The organism is Streptomyces sp. NPDC051243, from assembly GCF_044455405.1.
Taxonomy (GTDB): Bacteria; Actinomycetota; Actinomycetes; order Streptomycetales; family Streptomycetaceae; genus Streptomyces.
This window is the reverse complement of sequence record NZ_JBITES010000003.1, coordinates 1-20,400: the sequence shown is the minus strand read 5'-3', so window position 1 is coordinate 20,400 and position 20,400 is coordinate 1. Positions and strand designations below refer to the sequence as shown.

Genomic DNA, 20,400 nt, shown 5'->3' with positions numbered 1-20,400 from the left:
CCCGTGAGGCGGCGCTACAGCTGTACGGCGCCGGCGTCGATGCAGGACAGAAGGGTCCGGGCCTGGACGTTGACGTAGTGCCCGTGGGCGGTCAGCGCGCCCAGCTGGCCCGGGGTCGCCCACTGGTAGCCGGCGGGCGGCCGCAGCGGGGTCTGGGACTCGTCGGTCTCGATGAAGAGGTAGCGGCTCTCGGCGTTGAGGAACCTGCCGCCCTCCTCCGAGTGGATCGCCGCGTAGCGCACGCGGTCGGCGGGGGCGTCCAGCGCCAGGTCCAGGAACGGCGGCCGGTCCCCGGGCGGCAGGTGCTCCCAGTTGCCGGGGTTGGCCTGCACGGTGGGCGCGAGTTCCACCGTGTCCAGGAACCCGGCCTCCACCTTGGCGTTCACCAGCAGGTGCGGCACTCCGGCGATACGGCGGTACAGGAAGGCCGTGACCCCGGTGCCGGCGGGCTCGAACAGGGGCTGGTCCCAGCCGGTGACCTCCCGGTTGCCGGCCTCGACCCGGACGCCGACGACCCGGAAGTACCGGCCGTCGGGCCGCTCGACCACGTCGTCGCCGCGCTGCCAGCCCTCGACCTCGTCCAGCGGGATCCGCCGGATGTCCACATCGTGCCGGGAGCGCTCGACGGTGAACCAGGACTGCAGTTCGGCGTCGGTGAGCAGGGCACCCGGGGAGGACCGCGCCGGCGGGAAGCAGGCGATGACCGTACGGGCGTCCATGTTGACCAGGTTGTCGCGGCGCAGCAGTTCGCCGAGCTGCCCCAGGGTGAGCCAGCAGAAGTCGTCGTCGAGCGGGACCTCGGTGTCCGGGCCGACCTCGACCAGCATGTTGCGGTTGGCCTTGCGGTAGAACCACGAGCCGTGCTCGGACTGGAGCACGTCCGCGTGGACGCGGGCCCGCCCGGGTCCGGCGAAGTACTCGAGGTACTTCACCTTCGAACCCCGGTGCACGGTGGAGTAGTTGCTCCGGGTGGCCTGCACGGTCGGCGACAGCTGGAGGATGTTGCGGTTGCCGGGCTCCATCTTGGCCTGCATCAGGAAGTGCAGGACCCCGTCGAACTCCTTGGCGAGGATGCCGAGGATGCCGACCTCGGGCTGCCGGATGATCGGCTGCTGCCAGGTGCGCACCGAGCCCTCGCTGAGGGTGACGGACAGTCCTTCGACGCTGAAGAACTTCCCCGTGTGGTGCACGAGGTTGCCGGTGCCCTCGGCGAAGGACCAGCCGTCGAGCCGGCCGAGCGGGTGGCGCCGTACGCGGAAGCGGTGGGCGCCGGCCCGTCCGGCGAGCCAGTCGTCGACGTCGGTGGTGCGCATGCCGTGCCCGGCCTCGGTGGCGGCGGCCGAGCGGGCCAGGCGGGCCGCCAGGTCCTCGGCGGCGCGTGAGCGCAGCACCGGGGCGGCCGGGAGCGAGGGGGCCACGGGCGCGGTCACGTCAGGCTCCCCTCGCGGCCCTCGGCGCAGAACGCGACCGTGCGGCGCAGCGCCTCGCCCAGCGGTGTCTCGGGCTGCCAGCCGGTGGCGGCGCGGAACGCCGAGGCGTCGATGGTGACGCTGCGGAAGTCGCCCGCCTCGGCGTGCGCGGGCGGGGGCACGGAGACCACCGGGACCGCGGGCTTGCCGGTCTGTTCGGCGACCAGGGCCGCGACCGTGGTGAAGACCTCGCCGAGCGGCTCGCCCCGGCCGGTGCCGAGCAGCCAGTGCCGGCCGGCGAGCGCGTCCGCGTGGTCCACGGCGGCGCAGAAGGCGCGGGCCACGTCCTCGACGTAGAGCAGGTCGCGGCGGACCGTGCCGTCGTGCCACATGGTGATCGACTCGCCGGACAGGGCACGGCGCACCATGAGGGTGACGACGCCCTTGTCGCGGGCGGTGGACTCGGGGCCGTAGCCGAAGACGGTGGGCAGCCGGATCGCGGCGCCGCGCAGCACGCCCTCGGCGTCGGCGGCAAGGAGCAGCCGTTCGGCGGTGAGCTTCTGCCGGTCGTACTCGCCCTTGGGCCGGTCGGTCTCGGTGCCGTCGAGGACCTCCTTGTCGAGCGGGCCGGCCTGCGAGGCGGCGCCCGCCCAGAGGACCCGTACGGGTGTGCCGTCGGCGGTGCGGCGCTCGCGCAGGGCCTCGACGAGGTCGCGGACCAGGCCGACGTTGACGCGTTCGGCGGCGGTGTCGCCGTCCTCGACGCGCCAGGTCGTGGCGCCGGCGCTGTACAGCACGGTGTGGATCACCACGTCGGCGCCGTCGACGGCCTCGGCGATCGCGCCGGGCGCGGTGAGGTCGGCGGCCCGCACCTCGATCTGGGCGCGGGCGTCGGCCGGGACCTGCGCGGGGCGGCGGGAGACGGCCCTGATCCGCAGCGGGCGCCGGGCGAGTTCGCGCAGCACGGCCGAGCCGACGAATCCGGTGGCGCCGAGCAGCACCACGAGCGGGGGGTTCACGGCCACAGCTGTGCCTCCACCTCTCGGCAGGCCTCGTACGTGGGCAGCAGGCCCCGCTCCCGGGCCTCGGCGAGGGTGGGCGCGGTCAGGTCGCGCTGCGACTGGGCGGCCCTCAGTTCGGCCGGGAGCGGCAGCCCGAGTTCGGGGTCGAGGGGGCTGACGGCACGCTCGTTCTCGGGGACGTAGCCCTCGGACATGACGTAGACGACCATCGAGTCGTCCCGCAGGGACAGGAAGGCGTGGCCGACGCCGACGGGGATGTACAGGGCGCGGCAGTCGTCGCCGCCGATCTCGGTGGCCTCCCACTGCCCGAAGGTGGGCGAGCCCACCCTCAGGTCGATCAGGAAGTCCTGGACGCGGCCGTAGGGGCAGTAGACGTACTTGGCGCGGCCGGGCGGGGTGGCGGTGTAGTGGATGCCGCGCAGCACGCCGCGGGCGGAGAGGTTGTGGCTGATGTCCTTGACGGGGAACAGCGGCCGGCCGGTGGCCTCGGTGAACGCCGTCTGCTGGTAGGGGGAGGAGAACAGGCCGCGGTCGTCCTTGTAGACGGCCGGCGTGAACTCGAAGGCACCCTCGATGCCGAGCTTGTGCACCTGCACGGCGCTCACTCGCCTTCCTGGTTGCGGGACTTGACGCCCACGAAGAGGCCGTTGCCGGGGTACTCGCCGGTGACGTACTCGACCGTGAACCCGGCCGCGGTGAAGGCGGCCTCGTACTGGGCCCTGCTGTACAGGGCCATGACATGGGTGTCGGAGAAGTGCCGGACGTCCTGGCCGGGGCGGGCGACCAGATAGTGCACGTCCATGCGGCTGGCGTCGCCCGAGTCGTGCAGGACGGTGTGGGAGACGCGGGCGACGGTCATGCCGCCGTGGGTGACGACGCTTCCGCCGACGTGGTCCGGCGTGAAGTTTTCCGGGAACCACCAGGGTTCGAGGACGGCGACACCGCCCGGGACGAGGTGGGCGGCGAACGACCGCAGGGTGGCCGCCAGTTCGTCCTCGCCGGTCAGGTTGCCGATCGCGGCGAAGAGGCAGGCGACCGCGTCGAAGCGGCGCCCCAGCCGGAAGCCGCGCATGTCGGCGCGTTCGACGGGGATGCCGGGGTGGTTGCGGCGGGCGACGTCGAGCATGCCGTCGGCCAGGTCGATGCCGCGTACGTCGCCGAACTCCTCGGCGAAGTGGCCGAGATGGCCGCCGGTGCCGCAGCCGACGTCCAGCAGGGAGGCGGCGGCCGGGAAGCGGGAGCGGATGTGCTTGGCGACGACGGCGGACTCGGCGCGGTAGTCCTTGCCGCGCCCGTTGTAGATCGCGTCGTAGACGTCACCGACGTCGTAGATGCCCAGGGATCCGGATGCCTCAGACACGGGCCAGCACCTCCCGCAGCGCGCCGATGACCTTGTCCTGCAGCCCCTCGGGCAGCGACGGGTACATCGGCAGCGAGAAGATCTCGCCGGCCAGTTTCTCGGTGACCGGCAGGGAGCCCTCGGCCCACCCGAGGTGCTGGTAGCCGGACATGGTGTGCACCGGCCAGGGGTAGCTGATGTTGAGGTGGATGTCGTAGGCCTTGAGTGCCTCGATGATCGCGTCGCGCTTCGGGTGGCGGACGACGTACACGTAGTAGACGTGGGTGTTGCCCGGGTTGGTGGCGGGCAGCAGCAGTCCGCCCGGTCCGGTGACGTCGGCGAGCTGCTCCTCGTAGCGGCGGGCGACGGCGTTGCGCCCGGCGACGTAGGCGTCGAGGCGGGTCAGCTTGCGGCGCAGGATCTCCGCCTGCACCTCGTCCAGGCGGGAGTTGTGGCCCGGCGAGCGCACCACGTAGTAGACCTTGTCCATGCCGTAGTAGCGCAGCTGCTTCATGGCCCGCTCGGTCTCCTCGTCGGCGGTGACGACCGCGCCGCCGTCGCCGTAGGCACCGAGGACCTTGGTGGGGTAGAAGGAGAAGGCCGCCGCGTCGCCCATGGTGCCGGTGAGCCGACCGTGGTGGCGGGCGCCGTGCGACTGGGCGCAGTCCTCCAGGATCTTCAGCCCGTGCTTCTCGGCGATGCGCTTCAGCGGCGCCATGTCGACGCTCTGGCCGTAGAGGTGGACCGGCAGCAGCGCCTTGGTGCGCGGCGTGATGGCCGCTTCGACCTGGTCGGTGTCGATGAGGAAGTCCTCTTCGCGGACGTCCACGAAGACGGGTGTGGCGCCGGCGCCGATGATGGCGACGACGGTCGGCGCGGCCGTGTTGGACACCGTGATGACCTCGTCGCCGGGGCCGATGCCCAGCGCCTGGAGGGCGAGCTTGAGCGCGTTGGTGCCGTTGTCGACTCCGGTGGCGTACGGCAGCCCGTGGTAGGCGGCGAACTCGGCCTCGAAGCCCTTGACGCTCTCGCCCAGCACGAGCTGACCGGACCCGAACACCTTCTGTACGGCGTCCAGGATGTCGTCCTTCTCGGCTGCGTACTCCGGCAGATAGTCCCAGACTCGGGTGGTCACGCGATCGCCTCCTGCTTGAAGTTGCTCGGGGTTCGGTCGGGGCCCAGCCCGGGCCGGGTCTCGTGGGCGGCGGCCGGGCCGTAGGCGGCTTCGATACGGCGGAGCAGCTCGGCCGGGGTCAGCGCGTACTCCTGGGTGCCGACCGTCTCCAGGACGACGGTGGCCAGGGCGCAGCCCAGCCGGGCGGCCGGTTCGTGGGGCAGGCCGCGGGCGGTTCCCGCGAGGAAGCCCGCGCGGAACGCGTCGCCGACTCCGGTGGGGTCGACGGCCCGGGTGGTCGGTACAGCGTCGATGTGCAGCCGCTCGTGTCCGGCGCGGGCGACGTCGACTCCGTCGGCGCCGCGCGTGACGATCCAGGAGCCGGTGCGCCGCAGCACCTCGTCCTCGGTCCAGGCGGCGCGCTCGAGGAGAAGCGCGGCCTCGTACTCGTTGGTGAACAGCAGCTCCGCCCCGGCGACCAGCCGGCGTACCTCGTCGGGTGCGAGGCGGGCGAGCTGCTGGGAGGGGTCGGCGGCGAACGGGATGCGGTGCTGCCGGCACTCCTCGGTGTGCCGCAGCATCGCCTCGGGGTCGTTGGGGCCCACGACCACCAGGTCGGGCCGGCCGCTGTGCTCGGCGACGGAGGCGAGGCTGATGCGGGAGGCCTCCGCCATCGCGCCGGCGTAGAAGGTGGCGATCTGGTTGTGGTCGAGGTCGGTGGTGCACACGAAGCGGGCGGTGTGCAGGGTCTCGCTGACCAGCACCGCGTCCGTGGCCACGCCGTTCTCGCGCAGCCAGGCCGCGTAGTCCGCGAAGTCCGTGCCGGCCGCGCCCACCAGCACCGGTGCGAGGCCCAGCCGGGCCAGTCCCAGGGCGATGTTGGCGGCCACTCCCCCGCGGCGCACCTCCAGACTGTCGGCGAGGAAGGACAGGGAGACCCGGTCCAGCCGGTCGGCGACGAACTGCTCGGCGAACCGGCCGGGGAAGGACAGCAGATGGTCGGTGGCGATGGAGCCCGTGACGGCGATACGCATCAGGCCCCGGCCGCCTTCCGCAGGGCGTCCACGCGGTCGGTGCGTTCCCAGGTGAACTCCGGCAGCTCACGGCCGAAGTGGCCGTACGCCGCGGTCTGGGCGTAGATCGGGCGGAGCAGGTCCAGGTCGCGGATGATCGCGGCCGGGCGGAGGTCGAAGACCTCGGTGATGGCCTCCTGGATCCTCGCCACGCCGGTCGTCTCCGTGCCGAAGGTCTCGACGAACAGGCCGACCGGTTCGGCCTTGCCGATCGCGTACGCCACCTGCACCTCGCAGCGCGCGGCCAGACCCGCCGCGACCACGTTCTTGGCGACCCAGCGCATCGCGTACGCCGCCGAACGGTCCACCTTGGACGGGTCCTTGCCGGAGAACGCGCCACCACCGTGCCGCGCCATACCGCCGTAGGTGTCGATGATGATCTTCCGGCCGGTCAGACCCGCGTCACCCATCGGACCGCCGATCTCGAACCGCCCGGTCGGGTTCACCAGCAGGCGGTAGCCGTCGGTGTCCAGCTTGATGCCCTCGTCCAACAGGGCCTTCAGCTCCGGCTCGACCACGAACTCCCGGATGTCCGGGGCGAGAAGGGAGTCCAGGTCGATGTCGCTCGCGTGCTGCGAGGAGACGACCACCGTGTCGAGGCGTACGGCGCGGTCGCCGTCGTACTCGATGGTGACCTGCGTCTTGCCGTCCGGGCGCAGGTAGGGGATGGTGCCGTTCCTGCGGACGTCCGACAGGCGCTTGGACAGGCGGTGCGCCAGGAAGATGGGCAGCGGCATCAGCGTCGGCGTCTCGTCCGTGGCGTAGCCGAACATCAGGCCCTGGTCGCCCGCGCCGCCCGTGTCGACGCCCTGGGCGATGTCCGGGGACTGGGCGCCGATCGAGACGGACACGCCGCAGGAGGCGCCGTCGAAACCCTTCTTCGAGGAGTCGTAGCCGATCTCGAGGATCTTGTCGCGGACCAGCTGGGCGATGGGGGCGTACGCCGTGGTCGTCACCTCGCCCGCGATGTGCACGAGCCCGGTGGTGATGAGGGTCTCGACGGCGACCCGGGAGGCCGGGTCCTCGCGCAGAAGGGCGTCGAGGACGGTGTCGCTGATCTGGTCGGCGATCTTGTCGGGGTGGCCCTCGGTGACGGACTCCGAGGTGAACAGGCGTACAGCCATGGGCGTTTCCTTCGGTGGGTGGGAAGGGCCGGGTCTGGGCGTCAGCGCGCGGTGGCCGCCTGCTCCGCTGGGCCGAACCAGCGCTCCAGTGCGGCCGTCGCCGGCTCACCGTCGGCCGAGGTCCAGGCGACGTAGCCGTCCGGCCGTACGAGGACGGCGGTGGCGTCGGCGAACCGGTCGGTGCGCGACTCGGTGACGGACTCCGCGGTGAACAGGCGTACAGCCATGGGCGTTTCCTTCGGTGGGTGGGAAGGGCCGGGTTGAGGCGTCAGCGCGCGGCCGCCGCCTGCTCCGCCGGGCCGAACCAGCGCTCCAGTGCGGCCGTCGCCGGCTCACCGTCGGCCGAGGTCCAGGCGACGTAGCCGTCCGGCCGTACCAGGACGGCGGTGGCGTCGGCGAACGGGTCGGTGCGGGACTCGGTGGCGGCGAGGGACGCGGTCACCGTGACCACGCGGTCCTTCCAGGCCTCGGCCGCGTGGCGGAGCCCCGCGTCGTCGGCGAGGTCGAGCAGCACGCCCTGCGCCTGGTGCAGCAGTTCGGCCGTGGTGGTCGTCGTGCCGGTGGCGGTGCGCAGCGCGCGGGGCGGCAGCCGGCGGCCCAGCAGGGGGTGGCTGCCGGTGCCGAGGTCGTAGCGGATGTCGAGGTGGCTGACCGAGCCCGCCAGGTGGCGCTTGACGTCGTCGTACGCGATCAGTTCGGTGAGCAGCTCGCGCAGCGGGCCGGCCTCCTCGCCGCCGAGGAAGACCATGCCCTGGGCGCGGGTGTTGCTCAGCAGCCGCTCGCCGACCGGGTGACGCTCGGCGTGGTAGGAGTCGAGCAGGCCCTCCGGTGCCCGGCCGGCCACCTCGGCGGCCAGCTTCCACCCCAGGTTGACCGCGTCCTGCACGCCCGTGCTCAGGCCCTGCCCGCCGGCCGGCAGATGGATGTGCGCGGCGTCGCCGGCGAGCAGGACGCGGCCGCGCCGGTACTCGGTGACCTGCCGGGTGGCGTCGGTGAAGGAGCTGACCCACTCGGCGCTGCCGTGCGAGATGTCCTCGCCGGTGATGCGCTGCCAGGCGTCGGCGACCTCCTCGAAGGTGACCGTCTCGCTGCGGTCGCGGGCCGGCGTGCCGTGCGGGCAGACGATGATGCGGTCCACGCCCTCGGCGAGCGGGGCCGCCATCACCATGCCGTTCGGCAGCTTCTCGCCGAGGAAGCGGGGCTTGAGAGCGCAGCCGACGACGTCGGCGAGGTACATGCCCCGGGTGGCCGGGGTCCCGGGGAAGTCGAACCCGGCGGCCTTGCGGACCACGCTGTGTCCGCCGTCGCAGCCGACCAGCCAGCCCGCGGTGAGCCGCTGCTCGCCCTCCGGCGTGGCGAGGGTGACCTCGACCCGGTCGCCGTGGTCGGTCAGGGCCGTGAACGCCCAGCCGCGCCGGATGTCCGCGCCCAGCTCGCCGGCCCACTGCTCCAGCACGGCCTCGGTCTGGGACTGAGGTATGCCGCGGGCGCCGAAGTGGGCGTCCTCCAGCGTGGTGTAGTCGAACTGCACGCCGCCGAAGTGGCCGACCGGGCTGGTCTCCAGGCCGCCGAACCTCGGCAGCAGGCCGCGCTGGTCGAAGGCCTCCATGGCACGGGCGGTGAAGCCCAGACCGCGCGACTGCCCCGTGGGCTCGTCGAGCAGCTCCGCCACGACGACCCGCGCCCCGCCGAGGCGAAGCTCACCGGCCAGCATCAGTCCGGTGGGCCCGGCACCGACGATGATCACGTCCGTGTCCACGAACGTCCCCTCCTGTCTGTGGTGGTGTGGTGTCGCGCTGTGCGCCGTGGCACTCGCGCGAGTGGTGTCGCGCGGTGGGGGGCGCTCGCGCGCGATGTGACGGTGTGTCAGGGACGTCAGGCGGCGGCCGCCGACCGCGCCGCGTCCCGGACGGGCCGCCACCACTGCGGGTTGTCCCGGTACCAGGCGACCGTCGCGGCCAGCCCGTCCGCGAAGGCGGTCCGCGGCGACCAGCCGAGCTCCTCGCGGATCTTGGTGTCGTCGAGGGAGTACCGCAGGTCGTGTCCCTTGCGGTCGCTGACGTGCCGGATCATCGAGCGGTCGGCCCCGCACAGCTGGAGGATCCGCTCGGTCAGGTCCAGGTTGGTCAGCTCGTTGCCGCTGCCCACGTTGTAGATCTCGCCGGCCCCGCCGCGCATCAGCACCAGGTGGACGGCCCGGCAGTGGTCGTCGACGTGCAGCCACTCGCGCCGGTTTCGTCCGTCGCCGTAGACCGGGACCGGGATGCCCTGGAGCAGGTTGGTGACGAAGAGCGGGATCAGCTTCTCGGGGTGCTGGTAGGGCCCGTAGTTGTTGGAGCAGCGGGTCACCGAGACGTCGAGGCCGTGGGTGCGCCAGTAGGAGCGGGCGACGAGGTCGGAGCCCGCCTTGGAGGCCGCGTAGGGGGAGTTGGGCAGCAGCGGCCAGTCCTCCGTCCAGGAACCCTCGTCGATCGAGCCGTACACCTCGTCGGTGGAGACGTGCACGACCCGTTCCACTCCGGTGGCCAGTGCCGCGTCCAGCACGGTCTGGGTGCCGAGGGCGTTCGTACGGACGAACTCGGCGGCCCCGGTGACGGAGCGGTCGACATGGGACTCCGCGGCGAAGTGCACCACGGCGTCGTGCCCCGGCAGCAGGTCCAGCAGCAGCTCCCGGTCGCAGATGTCGCCCTGGAAGAAGGCCAGCCTCGGGTCGGCGGCGGGCAGGTTGGCACGGTTGCCGGCGTAGGTCAGCTTGTCGAGGACCGTGACGGCGGTGCCCTGTGCCTCGCCGTACTCCCCCGCGAGCAGGGAGCGCACATAGTGGGAGCCGATGAACCCGGCGCCCCCGGTCACCAGAACCCTCATGACGCCGTCCCCAGCAGCCCGGAGAGCCGGCCCATGACGTCGGCGGGCGTCGGCATGGTCCGCATCTCGGCGGCCACCTCCCGGCTCGCCAGCCGGTAGCGCGGCTCGCCGAGCAGTTCGCGCAGCGCCGCCGCGATGTCGGCGCCGGTGGCCTTCCGGCCCTCCAGCATCAGGCCGGCGCCCCGGGCCACCGGCACCTGGGCGTTGGCCCAGCCGTCGTCGTGCGCCATGGGCACCCCGAGCTGGGGCACACCGGCGTCGAACGCGGCGTACATGGTGCCCATGCCGCCGTGGTGCACGATCGCGTCGCAGGTGGCGAGCAGCGCCCGCAGCGGCATCCAGTCCACCGTGCGCACATGGCCGGGCAACGGCGAGGGCAGGGCGGTCAGTTCGGCGCCGCTGGTGGTGAGAACGACCTCGACGTCGAGTTCCTCGGTGCCCTTGAGGATGTCGCGCAGGTGGGCGCCGTCGCTGTAGAAGGCGCGCAGCGAGCCCAGCGTGACGGCGATCCTGGGCTTCTCGCCGCGGCGCAGCGCCCAGTCGGGCAGTTCGGCGCCGCCCGTGTAGGGGGCGTAGCGCATCGGCAGCGTGTGACCGGCGCCGCCCTGGTGCGGGGCGTCCTGGTGGATGGTCTCCAGGGAGGCCGGGCTCAGGTCGATCTCCGCCTCGGCCTCGTCCAGGGCGGCCACGCCGAAGCGCTCGGCGACCGGCGCGAGCCGGTTCAGCGCGGGACGGAAGGTGGGGCGGCGGGTGCCGATGCCGTGCAGGACGGCGGGGATGCCGGCGGCGCGGGCGGCGAGCAGGCCGGCCACGGCGGGCGGCGGGTAGACGACGGCGTCGGCGTTCCAGGTCTTCGCGACCTCGACCAGGCCGTCGGCCATGCCGCCGGCCACCTCGGCGAAGACCCCGGCGACGTGCTCGATCACCTCCCCCGGGGTGAGGTTCCAGCTCACGTCGGTCTCGGTGAACCGGCGGACGAGGTCTTCGTACGGCCGTACGGACCGGCCGTCGTCGGTGGCGACGGTGTGCAGCCCGGCCGAGGCCGCCGTGGTCCGCGCGGAGCCGTTCGCCGCGACGAGCACGTCGTGGCCGGCGGCGAGGGCGGCGTGGGCCAGCGGGACCAGGGGCAGCATGTGCGAGGCCCCCGGAATGGTGGTGAACAGATAGCGCATGGCTGTGCTACTCCGGTCCTGGTCCGTGGGAGAGGTGCCGTGGGAGAGGTCCCGTGGGAGAGGTCCCGTGGGGAGTCAGCTCTCGGCGGAGCGGGAGTGCCACACGCGGAAGGTGTTCGCCCAGCGGGACGTGGCCAGGGAGCGGGCCCGCACCCGGCCCTTCTGCACGTCGAGCGGCCGCTGTTCGTCGGGGAGCGTGTGGAACGCGTCGTAGGTCTCCTTGCTGTCCCACTGCGCGTAGTTGACGACGGCCGTGCCGTCGAGGGCGCGGAAGTAGGCGTGGGAGCGGTAGCCGGGGACCGTCAGCAGCCAGTCGTCGGGCTTGGCGAGCGCGTCGACGAGGGCCTTCTGGTTCTCCGGCTCGCAGCGCAGCACGAAGATCACGGTGTAGTCGTCGCGCTGGGTGGAGATCTCGGCGGCGTCCCCGAGCGAGGGGTGCCGCTGGGCGAAGACCGCCTCGGTCTGGATGAGCTGCACGGTGGTGGCGAGCCGGTGGAACTCCGGCACGGTCTTCGTCCGGAACTTCTCCCCCGCGTAGCGCGCCTTGAGGTCCTCGGCGCTGCGCCACTGGATGTAGTTGGCGGTGCCGGGGGAATCCTGGCCGGCGTGCACGGTGGAGGAGATCCAGCCGGGATAGTCGGCGTTGTCGACGATGTCCCGCATGGCCTCGAGCACCTGGTCCTGCTTTTCCCGGTCCTCGGTGTCGAAGAGGTTGAACAGGGTCATGTAGCCGTCGTCGGGCGAGATGAAAGGCATGATTCTCCGCAGTTCGAGAAATGAAGGTGAAGAACTCTCAGCCGGCCGCGGCGATTTCCATGACGTAACGGCCGTACGAGGATTTCGCGAGCTTGGTGCCGAGCCGGTGGCAGGCCTCGCGGTCGATGAATCCCATGCGCCAGGCGATTTCCTCGATGCAGGCGATGCGGACGCCCTGCCGGTGTTCCAGGATCTGCACGTACTGGCCGGCCTCGGTGAGGGCGTCGTGCGTGCCGGTGTCCAGCCAGGCGAAGCCCCGCCCGAGGGAGATCAGCTTCGCCTTGCCCCGCTCCAGGTAGACCCGGTTGACATCGGTGATCTCCAGCTCGCCCCGCGCGGAGGGGCGCAGGTTCTTGGCGATGTCGACCACGTCGTTGTCGTAGAGGTAGAGCCCGGTGATGGCCAGGTTGGACCGGGGCCGGGCCGGCTTCTCCTCCAGCGAGACCAGCCTGCCGTCGGCGTCCACCTCGCCCACCCCGTACCGCTCGGGGTCACGCACGGGGTAGCCGAACAGCACACAGCCGTCGACGTCCACGACCGCGTCCTGCAGCAGGCCGCTGAAGCCGGGGCCGTGGAAGATGTTGTCGCCGAGGACCAGCGCCACCGAGTCGTCGCCGACGTGGTCCGCGCCGATGACGAACGCGTCGGCCAGGCCGCGCGGCTCGTCCTGCTCGGCGTAGGTCAGGCGCAGCCCGTAGTCCGAGCCGTCCCCCAGCAGCCGCTGGAAACCGCCCAGATCACGCGGTGCGGAAATGATCTGGATATCGGTGATGCCGGCGAGCATCAGCACCGACAGTGGGTAGTAAATCATTGGCTTGTCGTACACCGGGAGCAATTGCTTCGACATTCCCAGGGTGATCGGCTGAAGCCTTGTCCCATGGCCTCCGGCCAGGATGATCCCTTTCACTGTCCCTGCCTCCAGGCAATTCTGCTGGGTCACGGTCGGGGGAACCGGTGACCAGCTTTCTCGCACGTACGGACGGATTCAAGGGCCGCCAGGTCAGAGCGATGTCAATTTCTGTCAGAAATGCCGAACCACAAGTTCAGCGCGCTTTCCGCATCGCCGTCCTCACCGGTCCACGCGATGTAGCCGTCCGGCCGCACGAGGACGGCACGGGCGCCACCGAGCGGGCCGCCCGGCGCCGGGCGGCCGGTCACCGTGACGATCCGGCCGGCCCAGGGCCGCGCGGCGGTGCGCAGCCGCGCGTCGCCGGCGAGGTCGAGCAGCAGGGCACGGCCGGAGGTGCGCAGCAGATCGGCGGTGCTCGACGGGCCGTCGGGGCCGCCGAGCCGGACATACGGCAGCCGGGCACCGAGCAGTGGATCCGCGCGATCGGCGCGACCGGCACCATCGGCGCCGGCGACGCCGTACCGGATGTCGAGCCCGGAGATCATCCCGGCCAAGTGCTCACGCACCTGGGGCCGTTCGGCGATCAGCTCACCGAGCAGCGCGCGCACCGGCTCGACCTCGGGCCCGCCGAGCAGCAGCAGCGCCTGCGCCCTGATGTTGGCCAGGACACGCCGGCCGACCGCGTGCCGCTCGGCGTGATAGGTGTCCAGGAGCCCTCGCGGGGCCCGGCCGCGCACCTCGGCGGCAAGTTTCCAGCCGAGGTTGACCGCGTCCTGCAGCCCCAGATTGAGCGCCTGACCGCCTGCGGGCATCTGCCGGTGGGCCGCGTCACCGGCGAACAGCACTGGGCCCCGACGGTAGGCGACGAGCTGCCGGTTGGCGTCGCCGAAGGAGTTCACCCACAGCGGGGTGCCGCCGCTGATGTCCTCCCCGGTGACCCGCTTCCAGACCTGGGCCACCTCGCTGAACTCCGGCTCGGCGGACCGTGGTTCGGCGGCGGCGCCGAACTCGTGCACCATGACCCGGGTGACCCCGTCACCGCGCCGGGCGGCGATCGCGAGCCCCCTCTCCAGTCGCTGGAAACGCCGGTTCGGTACGTCGATCCCCGCCACGTCCGCGCGCAGCAGCTCCCGGCCCGCGTCCCGGCCGGGGAACTCGGCCCCGGTCAGGCGGCGCAGGGTGCTGTCCTCGCCGTCGCAGCCGACCACGTACCGCGCCCGGATGCGCAGCGTCCGCCCGCCGGGGCCCGCCGCCACCGCCTCGACGTGGTCCCCGGCCACCCGCACCGCCCGCAGTTCGTGCCCGCGCCGCAGCTCCGCGCCGAGCCCGAGCGCCCACTCCTGCAGCAGCTCCTCGGTACGGGTCTGCGGCACCTTCCACTGGCCGGGCCAGGGGCTGGGCAGCCTCAGGTCGAGCGGTATCCCGCCGAAGTGACCGCGCGGCTCGTGGGGCGGGGTGCCCAGGGCGTCCAGCAGGCCGCGGCTGTCGAGGAGTTCCATGGTGCGGGCGTGCAGCGTCGAGGCCCTGGACTCGGTAGTCGGGGCGGCCCGCCGCTCCAGTACGACCGTCCCGGCGCCGCCGAGCCGCAGCTCCCCGGCGAGCATCAGTCCGACGGGTCCCGCGCCGACGACGAGGACCTCGGTCTCCAGCGTGCGCGTGGCGCTCCGGCCGGCCACGCTCAACGCCTGTTCTCGGCGTAGTCCTTGGCGTGGCCCAGGGTGGCGCGGCTGTTGGTGCTGAGCGCGCTCTGCACGTACGCGCGCGCGTCCGCGACGGTGGCGTCCGCGCCGAGGATCCTGGCGATGTTGGCCGTGTTGAGGACCACGGTGTGCTGCGAGGAGGCGGCGACGCCGGACGCGTTCTCGGCGAAGGTCCAGTAGCCGGTGTGCAGGGTCATCAGCGCGGGCAGGGTGACCTGCTTGTAGGCGATCCGGTGGTGCGGGAACGTCACCCGGTACGACTTGGTGGTGTGCGTGGACCCGTCCTTGGCACGGGTGTCCATCTCCAGGCTCTGCAGGCCCGGGGTGTCCTCGCTGAAGCGGACGGAGGCCACGTGCGGCAGGCGTTCCACCCACAGCCCGGCCTCGTTGATGAAGTCGTACGCGTCCTTGGCGGAGCCGTCGATCTGGACGGTGTCCTCGAAGGAGAAGGTGATCTCCTCGGAGGCGTGGGCGAGTTCGACGTTGGTCTTCAGCGCGGCGAGCTCGGAGCGCGAGTTGCGGTCGACGGCCTCGTCGATCCACTTCAGGCCCTCGGGGTCGTCGTCGATCGCCCGGTAGTCGTGCAGCAGCCTGATCCTGGACGAGGCCGCGGACAGCGGCTCGATGATCCAGGTGCCGCCCATCGCGGCGACCGGCGGGGTGGACACCTCCTGGCGGAAGGTGATGCGCAGGTTCTCCGGGTCCAGGGTGCGGCGGGAGGTCCAGCTCTTGGGCTCGCCGTTGGCGGTGGCCCAGATCCGTATCCGCTCCTCGCCCTCGCCGCGCTCCAGGTGGTCGACGTAGATGGTGGGCGGGAAGATCCGCGGCCAGTTCTCCACCTCGGCGATCAGCCGGTAGACGGCGGCGGCCGGGGCCTCGACGGTGATCTCGTGCTCGACCTGACGGGTCGTCATGGCGTGCTCTCCTCCGTGTGTCAGAAGTTGCCCAGCCCGCCGCAGACGTTCAGCGCCTGCGAGGTGATGGAGGCGGCGGTGTCGGAGGCGAGGTAGCCGACCAGGCCGGCGACCTCCTCGGGGCTCGAGTAGCGACCGAGCGGGATCTTCGCCTGGAACTTCTCCAGGATCGCGTCCTCGGTGGTGTCGTAGGCGGCGGCGTAACCGGCGCGCACCCGCTGGGCCATCGGGGTCTCGACATAGCCGGGGCAGACCGCGTTGACGGTGATGCCGGTCGGGGCGAGCTCGTTGCCGAGCGCCTTGGTGAAGCCGACGACGCCGTGCTTGGAGGCGGAGTAGGGGGCGCCGAGGACGACGCCCTGCTTGCCGGCCGTGGAGGCGATGTTGATGATGCGGCCACGGTCCTTGTGCCGCATTCCTCCGGTGTTCAGCACTTCACGCGTCATCCGGAAGACGCTGTTGAGGTTGGTGTCGACGACGTCTTCCCACAGCTCGTCGGCGATGTCGGCGGTGACGCCGCCGCCGCTGCGGCCCGCGTTGTTGACCAGGACGTCGACGGTGCCGAAGCGGTCGACGGCCGCCTGCACGAAGGCCTTGACGCCGTCGGTGGACCGTACGTCCACGGCGGCGCCGTCCACGTCCAGGCCCTCGGCCTGGAGCTCCTTGACGGTGGAGGCCACGTTCTCCGGGGTGCGGGCGCCGAGGAAGACCCGGTGGCCCTGCTCGGCGAGGAGCCGGGCGACGGCGAGGCCGATCCCGCTGGTGGCTCCGGTGACGAGGGCGACCCGCTGGTGCTGCTGCGCCATGTTCTCTTCTCCCATGGGTAGTGCGGTGCGATGACGGTCGGCGGCCCGGGCGGATGCGGGGCGGGAGACGGCGGGCCGAGGCCCGGACCCGCCCCGCGATCACCTGCGGGCACCGCGTCAGGCGGCGGCGCCCACTTCGAGCAGGGTGTTGACGGCCGCGATCAGGGCGCGCGGCGTGTGGGCGTCGGTCAGGACGTCGTCGTCGAGCGTGATGCCGAACTCCCGCTCGATCCGCCCGCCGGTCTCCAGCAGCGCGAGCGACTCGTAACCGAGCTCCTCGAACCCGGTGTCGAGGATGTCGCCGTCGAGGTCCACGCCCTCGTCGGCACCCGCGCCCTCGCGCAGGATCCGCTTCAGGTCGTCCAGGGTGAATTCCGTGGTGGCCACGTGAGGTTGGTCCCTTCGTGTTCGGGTGTGCAATTGATCGCCGGATGACGGCGTGGTTCGGGCGCCAGGTCGTGTCCGCAAAGTCCCGTCGTCCGCCCGGAGGGCGGGGCAGGCGGGACTTCGCGGACACGGCCTAGGCCACGCCCCGGACCACCACCGCCGAGTTGAAGCCGCCCTGCCCACGGGCCAGCACCAACGCCGTGCGCACCTGCGCCGGGCGCGGCTGGGGACCGACCAGGTCGAGGCCGTACTCGGGCAGCGGCTCGGTGTTGACGGTGGGCGGAATCAGGCCGTCCGCCATGGCGAGGAACGCCGCGGCGAGATCCAGCGGCGCGGCGCCCGAGTACAGGCGCCCGGTCATCGTCTTGGGCGCGGTGACCGGAACACCGCCCGGCCCGAACACCGCGTTGATCGCGTCGGCTTCCGCCCGGTCCAGCTCGGGCACGGCCGCCGCGTCCGCGAAGACCACGTCCACCTCGTCGGGCCGGATCCCGGCATCCGCGAGAGCGGTCTCCAGCGCCCGGCGCAGCCCGGACTCACCCCCGCTCCCCGGCCGGGGATCGATGGTGGCGCCGTACCCGGCGATCTCCCCGTAGACCTTCGCGCCGCGCCGCCGCGCCGCCTCGGCGGACTCCAGGACGAGGATCGCCCCGCCCTCACCGGGCACATGGCCCCGCGCGTCGGCGTCGAAGGGCAGATAGGCGCGGGTGGGCTCGTCACTGGTGCTCAGCCGGTCCCCGGCGAGCTGGGCGACCCAGCCCCACGGGCAGACGGACGCGTCCACCGCCCCGGAGACGATCAGCGCGGTCCCCTTGCGGATCTGCCGTCTGGCCTGCGCGACCGCGTCCAGCCCGCCGGCCTGGTCGCTGACGACCACACCGCTCGGCCCCTTCATCCCGTTGCGGATGGAGATCTGGCCGCTGTTGACGGCGTAGAACCAGGCGAAGGACTGGTACGCGCTGACGTGCTGGCTGCCCAGACTCCACAGCTTGCGCAGCTCGTTCTGCCCGAATTCGAACCCACCGGAGTGGCTCGCGGTGACCACGCCCATGTCGAACTCGGGCAGCTCCGCGGGCGTCACGCCCGCGTCGGCGAGCGCCCAGTCGGCGGCCACCAGCGCGAGCCTGGTCATCCGGTCGGTCTGCGGCAGCAGCCGGTTCGGCAGATGGTCCTCGGCGACGAAGCCCGGGATCTCACCGGCCAGCCGCGCGGGGTACTGGGAGGGGTCGAAGCGGGTGATCCGGCCGATGCCGCTCTTGCCGCCCTTGGTCGCGGCCCAGAAGTCGTTGGTGCCCAGCCCGTTGGGGGACACCACACCGAGGCCGGTCACCACTACGGCCGTGCTCATGCCGCACTCCTCTCGGGCCGGGCGAGCACCATGGCGCTCTGGAAGCCGCCGAACCCGCTGCCGACCGAGAGCACCGCGTCGGTGATCTGGTCGCGGGCCGTCAGCGGCACGTAGTCGAGGTCGCACTCGGGGTCGGGGGTGTGGAGATTGGCCGTGGGCGGCACCACGTTGTGCTCCATCGCCAGCGCGGAGGCCGCGATCTCGATGGAACCGATCGCCCCCAGCGAGTGGCCGACCATCGACTTGATGGAGCTGACCGGGGTGCGGTAGGCGTGCTCGCCCAGACTCCGCTTGAAGGCGGCGGTCTCGTGCCGGTCGTTCTGCTTGGTGCCCGAGCCGTGGGCGTTGATGTAGTCGATCTCCTCCGGGTTCATCCGCGCCTCGTCCAGCGCGACCCGGATCGCCTCGGCCATCTCCGCGCCGTCCGGCCGCAGTCCGGTCATGTGGTACGCGTTGCTGCGCGTGGCGTACCCGGCGATCTCCGCGTAGATGTGCGCGCCGCGCCGACGCGCGCTGCCCAGCTCCTCCAGGACGAACACCGCGGCGCCCTCGCCGAGGACGAAGCCGTTGCGCGTGCCGTCGAAGGGGCGGGAGGCCCGCTCGGGCTCGTCGTGCCGCGGCGTGGTCGCCTTGATCGCGTCGAAGCAGGCCATCGTGATCGGCGAGATCGGCGCGTCCGAGGACCCCGCGACCACCACGTCCGCGGAGCCCTCCCGGATCAGCTCCACCGCGTGGCCGACCGAGTCGATGCCCGAGGTGCAGCCGGTGGACACCACCGTGCTCGGCCCCTGGGCACCGACCGCCCAGGCCACCTCGGCCGCGAAGGAGCTCGGCACCAGGTAGTTGTAGAGGTGCGGTACGGCGTAGGTGTGGTCGACGAGGTCCAGCCGGCCGCCGTCACTGACGATCCGGTACTCCTCGTCCAGCCCCATGGTGGCGCCGACGGCGCTGCCGATGGTGACACCCACCCGGTACGGGTCGTACTCCTCCACCTCGATGCCGCTGTCGGCGACGGCACCGCGGGCCGCGACCACCGCGAACTGCGCGGCGCGGTCCATGCGGCGGACCTCCTGCGGGCTCAGCCCGTGCTCCTGAGGATCGAAGTCGATCTCCGCGGCCACCCGGGAACGGAACGGGGAGGGGTCGAAGAAGGTGATCCCACGGGTCGCGGTCCGGCCCTCGCTCAGCAGGCTCCAGAAGTTCTTGGTGCCGATGCCGCCGGGGGCCAGGACCTCCATCCCCGTGATGACGACTCGTCGTGCCGTCACGCGGACGCCTCCCAGTGGTAGAAGCGGGTCGCCATGGCGTCGGCCGGCGAGCGCCAGGTCGCCGGGTCGTAGGCCTCGATGAACGGCTTGAGGTCGTCGCTGATCCGGACGAACCGCGGATCGGCCTTCGCCTGCTCGATCAGCTCACCGCCGTTGTCCGAGTCGAAGTCCTGAAGATGGAAGTAAAGGCCCCGGTACGAGAACAGCTGGCGGCGCCGGGTACCCATGCGGTGCGGCATGTCGCCGGCGTCGAACTCCGCGAACAGTTTCGCCACGTCGACGCTGGAGTCGGGATCCATCCGAGCCACGATCAAAGTGCTGTGCATGCGTCTCTCTCCTCCACGACAGAGTTTCCCGGTAATTCCACGCGCGGTGACCGGATGAATTCACATCGCATGACTCCCGGAAGAGCTCCGAGAAGCGCGAGAAAGGGAATCTGACAACCAGGTTCTTCGCTTTTACGGCCGCTTTCAAGGGAGTTCAGGTCATACGAATGTCAAACCCCGTCAGAATCCGGTGCGAGAAGTGTGCGGCCAGCGCAGCCTCGCAGGGCAGCGGCGTCAGTCCTTGATTTCGCAGATGGGGGCGCCGGAGGTGAGGGAGGCGCCGACCTCGGCGGACAGGCCCTTGATGGTGCCGGACTTGTGGGCGTTGAGGGGCTGTTCCATCTTCATCGCTTCCAGGACGACGATCAGGTCGCCTTCCTTGACTTCCTGGCCCTCCTCGACGGCGACCTTGACGATGGTGCCCTGCATCGGGGAGGCCAGGGTGTCGCCGGAGGCGGCCGGACCGGACTTCTTCGCCGCGCGCCGCTTGGGCTTGGCGCCGGCCGCCAGGCCGGTGCGGGCCAGGGTCATGCCCAGCGAGGCGGGCAGGGAGACCTCCAGGCGCTTGCCGCCGACCTCGACGACGACCGTCTCACGGCCCGCCTCGTCCTCGGCCTCGCCGGCGTCGGCGGGGGCGGCGAAGGGCTTGATGTCATTGACGAACTCGGTCTCGATCCACCGGGTGTGGACCGTGAACGGCTCGGCACTGCCGGTCAGTTCGGGGGCGAAGGCCGGGTCGGTGACCACCTTGCGGTGGAACGGGATGGCGGTGGCCATGCCCTCGACCTGGAACTCGGCCAGCGCCCGGGCCGCGCGCTGCAGGGCCTGCTCGCGGGTGGCGCCGGTCACGATCAGCTTGGCCAGCAGCGAGTCCCAGGCCGGGCCGATCACGGAGCCGGACTCCACGCCCGCGTCCAGGCGCACACC

The 20,400-nt window shown here is 71.8% G+C and carries 21 protein-coding genes; all 21 read right to left on the bottom strand.

Annotated features, from left to right (window positions below; all coding sequences use genetic code 11):
- Positions 1–14: 14 nt before the first annotated feature.
- On the bottom strand, positions 15–1,430 hold the full coding sequence (locus tag ACIBAG_RS07390) for an NDP-hexose 2,3-dehydratase family protein (protein ID WP_399102028.1): 1,416 nt from the start codon (positions 1,428–1,430) through the stop codon (positions 15–17).
- Entirely contained in the window at positions 1,427–2,434 is a 1,008-nt protein-coding gene (locus ACIBAG_RS07385; protein ID WP_399102026.1) for an NAD-dependent epimerase/dehydratase family protein, read from the bottom strand. Before ACIBAG_RS07385 ends, ACIBAG_RS07390 begins: the two co-directional genes overlap by 4 nt.
- Positions 2,425–3,036, bottom strand: a complete 612-nt coding sequence (locus tag ACIBAG_RS07380) for a dTDP-4-dehydrorhamnose 3,5-epimerase family protein (RefSeq protein WP_399102024.1) — start codon at positions 3,034–3,036, stop codon at positions 2,425–2,427. Before ACIBAG_RS07380 ends, ACIBAG_RS07385 begins: the two co-directional genes overlap by 10 nt.
- A complete protein-coding gene (locus ACIBAG_RS07375; protein WP_399102022.1) occupies positions 3,033–3,791 on the bottom strand; it encodes a class I SAM-dependent methyltransferase in 759 nt (252 codons plus the stop codon). The genes ACIBAG_RS07380 and ACIBAG_RS07375 overlap by 4 nt, the downstream gene beginning before the upstream one ends.
- A complete protein-coding gene (locus ACIBAG_RS07370) occupies positions 3,784–4,905 on the bottom strand; it encodes a DegT/DnrJ/EryC1/StrS family aminotransferase (RefSeq protein WP_399102020.1) in 1,122 nt (373 codons plus the stop codon). The genes ACIBAG_RS07375 and ACIBAG_RS07370 overlap by 8 nt, the downstream gene beginning before the upstream one ends.
- A complete protein-coding gene (locus tag ACIBAG_RS07365) occupies positions 4,902–5,918 on the bottom strand; it encodes a carbohydrate kinase family protein (RefSeq protein ID WP_399102018.1) in 1,017 nt (338 codons plus the stop codon). Before ACIBAG_RS07365 ends, ACIBAG_RS07370 begins: the two co-directional genes overlap by 4 nt.
- The gene (gene metK / locus ACIBAG_RS07360) at positions 5,918–7,081 is read right to left on the bottom strand and encodes a methionine adenosyltransferase (protein ID WP_399102016.1); all 1,164 of its coding nucleotides are present in this window, start codon (positions 7,079–7,081) and stop codon (positions 5,918–5,920) included. Before metK ends, ACIBAG_RS07365 begins: the two co-directional genes overlap by 1 nt.
- Before the next feature lie 41 nt (positions 7,082–7,122).
- Entirely contained in the window at positions 7,123–7,308 is a 186-nt protein-coding gene (locus ACIBAG_RS07355; protein ID WP_399102014.1) for a hypothetical protein, read from the bottom strand.
- A gap of 41 nt (positions 7,309–7,349) precedes the next feature.
- Positions 7,350–8,840 (bottom strand): FAD-dependent monooxygenase, encoded by a 1,491-nt coding sequence (locus ACIBAG_RS07350; RefSeq protein WP_399102012.1) that lies wholly within the window; start codon positions 8,838–8,840, stop codon positions 7,350–7,352.
- A 116-nt stretch (positions 8,841–8,956) separates the two neighbouring features.
- Positions 8,957–9,946 carry a dTDP-glucose 4,6-dehydratase gene (rfbB, locus tag ACIBAG_RS07345; protein ID WP_399102010.1) on the bottom strand — a complete coding sequence of 330 codons (990 nt, stop codon included), beginning with the start codon at positions 9,944–9,946 and terminating at the stop codon, positions 8,957–8,959.
- Positions 9,943–11,118 (bottom strand): nucleotide disphospho-sugar-binding domain-containing protein, encoded by a 1,176-nt coding sequence (locus tag ACIBAG_RS07340; RefSeq protein WP_399102008.1) that lies wholly within the window; start codon positions 11,116–11,118, stop codon positions 9,943–9,945. The genes rfbB and ACIBAG_RS07340 overlap by 4 nt, the downstream gene beginning before the upstream one ends.
- A gap of 75 nt (positions 11,119–11,193) precedes the next feature.
- A complete protein-coding gene (locus tag ACIBAG_RS07335) occupies positions 11,194–11,874 on the bottom strand; it encodes an antibiotic biosynthesis monooxygenase (protein ID WP_399102006.1) in 681 nt (226 codons plus the stop codon).
- A 37-nt stretch (positions 11,875–11,911) separates the two neighbouring features.
- Positions 11,912–12,781 carry a glucose-1-phosphate thymidylyltransferase RfbA gene (gene rfbA, locus ACIBAG_RS07330; protein ID WP_399102004.1) on the bottom strand — a complete coding sequence of 290 codons (870 nt, stop codon included), beginning with the start codon at positions 12,779–12,781 and terminating at the stop codon, positions 11,912–11,914.
- A 104-nt stretch (positions 12,782–12,885) separates the two neighbouring features.
- Entirely contained in the window at positions 12,886–14,400 is a 1,515-nt protein-coding gene (locus ACIBAG_RS07325; protein ID WP_399102002.1) for an FAD-dependent monooxygenase, read from the bottom strand.
- Positions 14,401–14,402: 2 nt separating this feature from the next.
- A complete protein-coding gene (locus ACIBAG_RS07320) occupies positions 14,403–15,338 on the bottom strand; it encodes an aromatase/cyclase (RefSeq protein ID WP_399102000.1) in 936 nt (311 codons plus the stop codon).
- 20 nt (positions 15,339–15,358) lie between these two features.
- On the bottom strand, positions 15,359–16,144 hold the full coding sequence (gene fabG, locus ACIBAG_RS07315; RefSeq protein WP_399101996.1) for a 3-oxoacyl-ACP reductase FabG: 786 nt from the start codon (positions 16,142–16,144) through the stop codon (positions 15,359–15,361).
- 117 nt (positions 16,145–16,261) lie between these two features.
- On the bottom strand, positions 16,262–16,531 hold the full coding sequence (locus ACIBAG_RS07310; RefSeq protein WP_399101994.1) for an acyl carrier protein: 270 nt from the start codon (positions 16,529–16,531) through the stop codon (positions 16,262–16,264).
- 133 nt (positions 16,532–16,664) lie between these two features.
- Positions 16,665–17,879 carry a ketosynthase chain-length factor gene (locus ACIBAG_RS07305; protein WP_399101992.1) on the bottom strand — a complete coding sequence of 405 codons (1,215 nt, stop codon included), beginning with the start codon at positions 17,877–17,879 and terminating at the stop codon, positions 16,665–16,667.
- Positions 17,876–19,147 carry a beta-ketoacyl-[acyl-carrier-protein] synthase family protein gene (locus ACIBAG_RS07300; protein WP_399101990.1) on the bottom strand — a complete coding sequence of 424 codons (1,272 nt, stop codon included), beginning with the start codon at positions 19,145–19,147 and terminating at the stop codon, positions 17,876–17,878. The genes ACIBAG_RS07305 and ACIBAG_RS07300 overlap by 4 nt, the downstream gene beginning before the upstream one ends.
- Complete coding sequence (locus ACIBAG_RS07295) at positions 19,144–19,473, bottom strand: TcmI family type II polyketide cyclase (protein WP_399101988.1); 330 nt, start codon at positions 19,471–19,473, stop codon at positions 19,144–19,146. Before ACIBAG_RS07295 ends, ACIBAG_RS07300 begins: the two co-directional genes overlap by 4 nt.
- 234 nt (positions 19,474–19,707) lie before the next feature.
- A partial coding sequence (locus ACIBAG_RS07290) for a biotin/lipoyl-containing protein (protein ID WP_399101986.1) occupies positions 19,708–20,400 on the bottom strand: 693 nt, incomplete at its 5' end.

What these genes read in the sequence shown, in the direction of transcription:
- ACIBAG_RS07365 (WP_399102018.1), bottom strand. Translation starts at nt 5,918, where the DNA reads ATGCGTATCGCCGTCACGGGCTCCATCGCCACCGACCATCTGCTGTCC.
- metK (WP_399102016.1), bottom strand. Translation starts at nt 7,081, where the DNA reads ATGGCTGTACGCCTGTTCACCTCGGAGTCCGTCACCGAGGGCCACCCC.
- ACIBAG_RS07355 (WP_399102014.1), bottom strand. Translation starts at nt 7,308, where the DNA reads ATGGCTGTACGCCTGTTCACCGCGGAGTCCGTCACCGAGTCGCGCACC.
- rfbB (WP_399102010.1), bottom strand. Translation starts at nt 9,946, where the DNA reads ATGAGGGTTCTGGTGACCGGGGGCGCCGGGTTCATCGGCTCCCACTAT.
- ACIBAG_RS07340 (WP_399102008.1), bottom strand. Translation starts at nt 11,118, where the DNA reads ATGCGCTATCTGTTCACCACCATTCCGGGGGCCTCGCACATGCTGCCC.
- ACIBAG_RS07335 (WP_399102006.1), bottom strand. Translation starts at nt 11,874, where the DNA reads ATGCCTTTCATCTCGCCCGACGACGGCTACATGACCCTGTTCAACCTC.
- ACIBAG_RS07320 (WP_399102000.1), bottom strand. Translation starts at nt 15,338, where the DNA reads ATGACGACCCGTCAGGTCGAGCACGAGATCACCGTCGAGGCCCCGGCC.
- fabG (WP_399101996.1), bottom strand. Translation starts at nt 16,144, where the DNA reads ATGGCGCAGCAGCACCAGCGGGTCGCCCTCGTCACCGGAGCCACCAGC.
- ACIBAG_RS07305 (WP_399101992.1), bottom strand. Translation starts at nt 17,879, where the DNA reads ATGAGCACGGCCGTAGTGGTGACCGGCCTCGGTGTGGTGTCCCCCAAC.
- ACIBAG_RS07295 (WP_399101988.1), bottom strand. Translation starts at nt 19,473, where the DNA reads ATGCACAGCACTTTGATCGTGGCTCGGATGGATCCCGACTCCAGCGTC.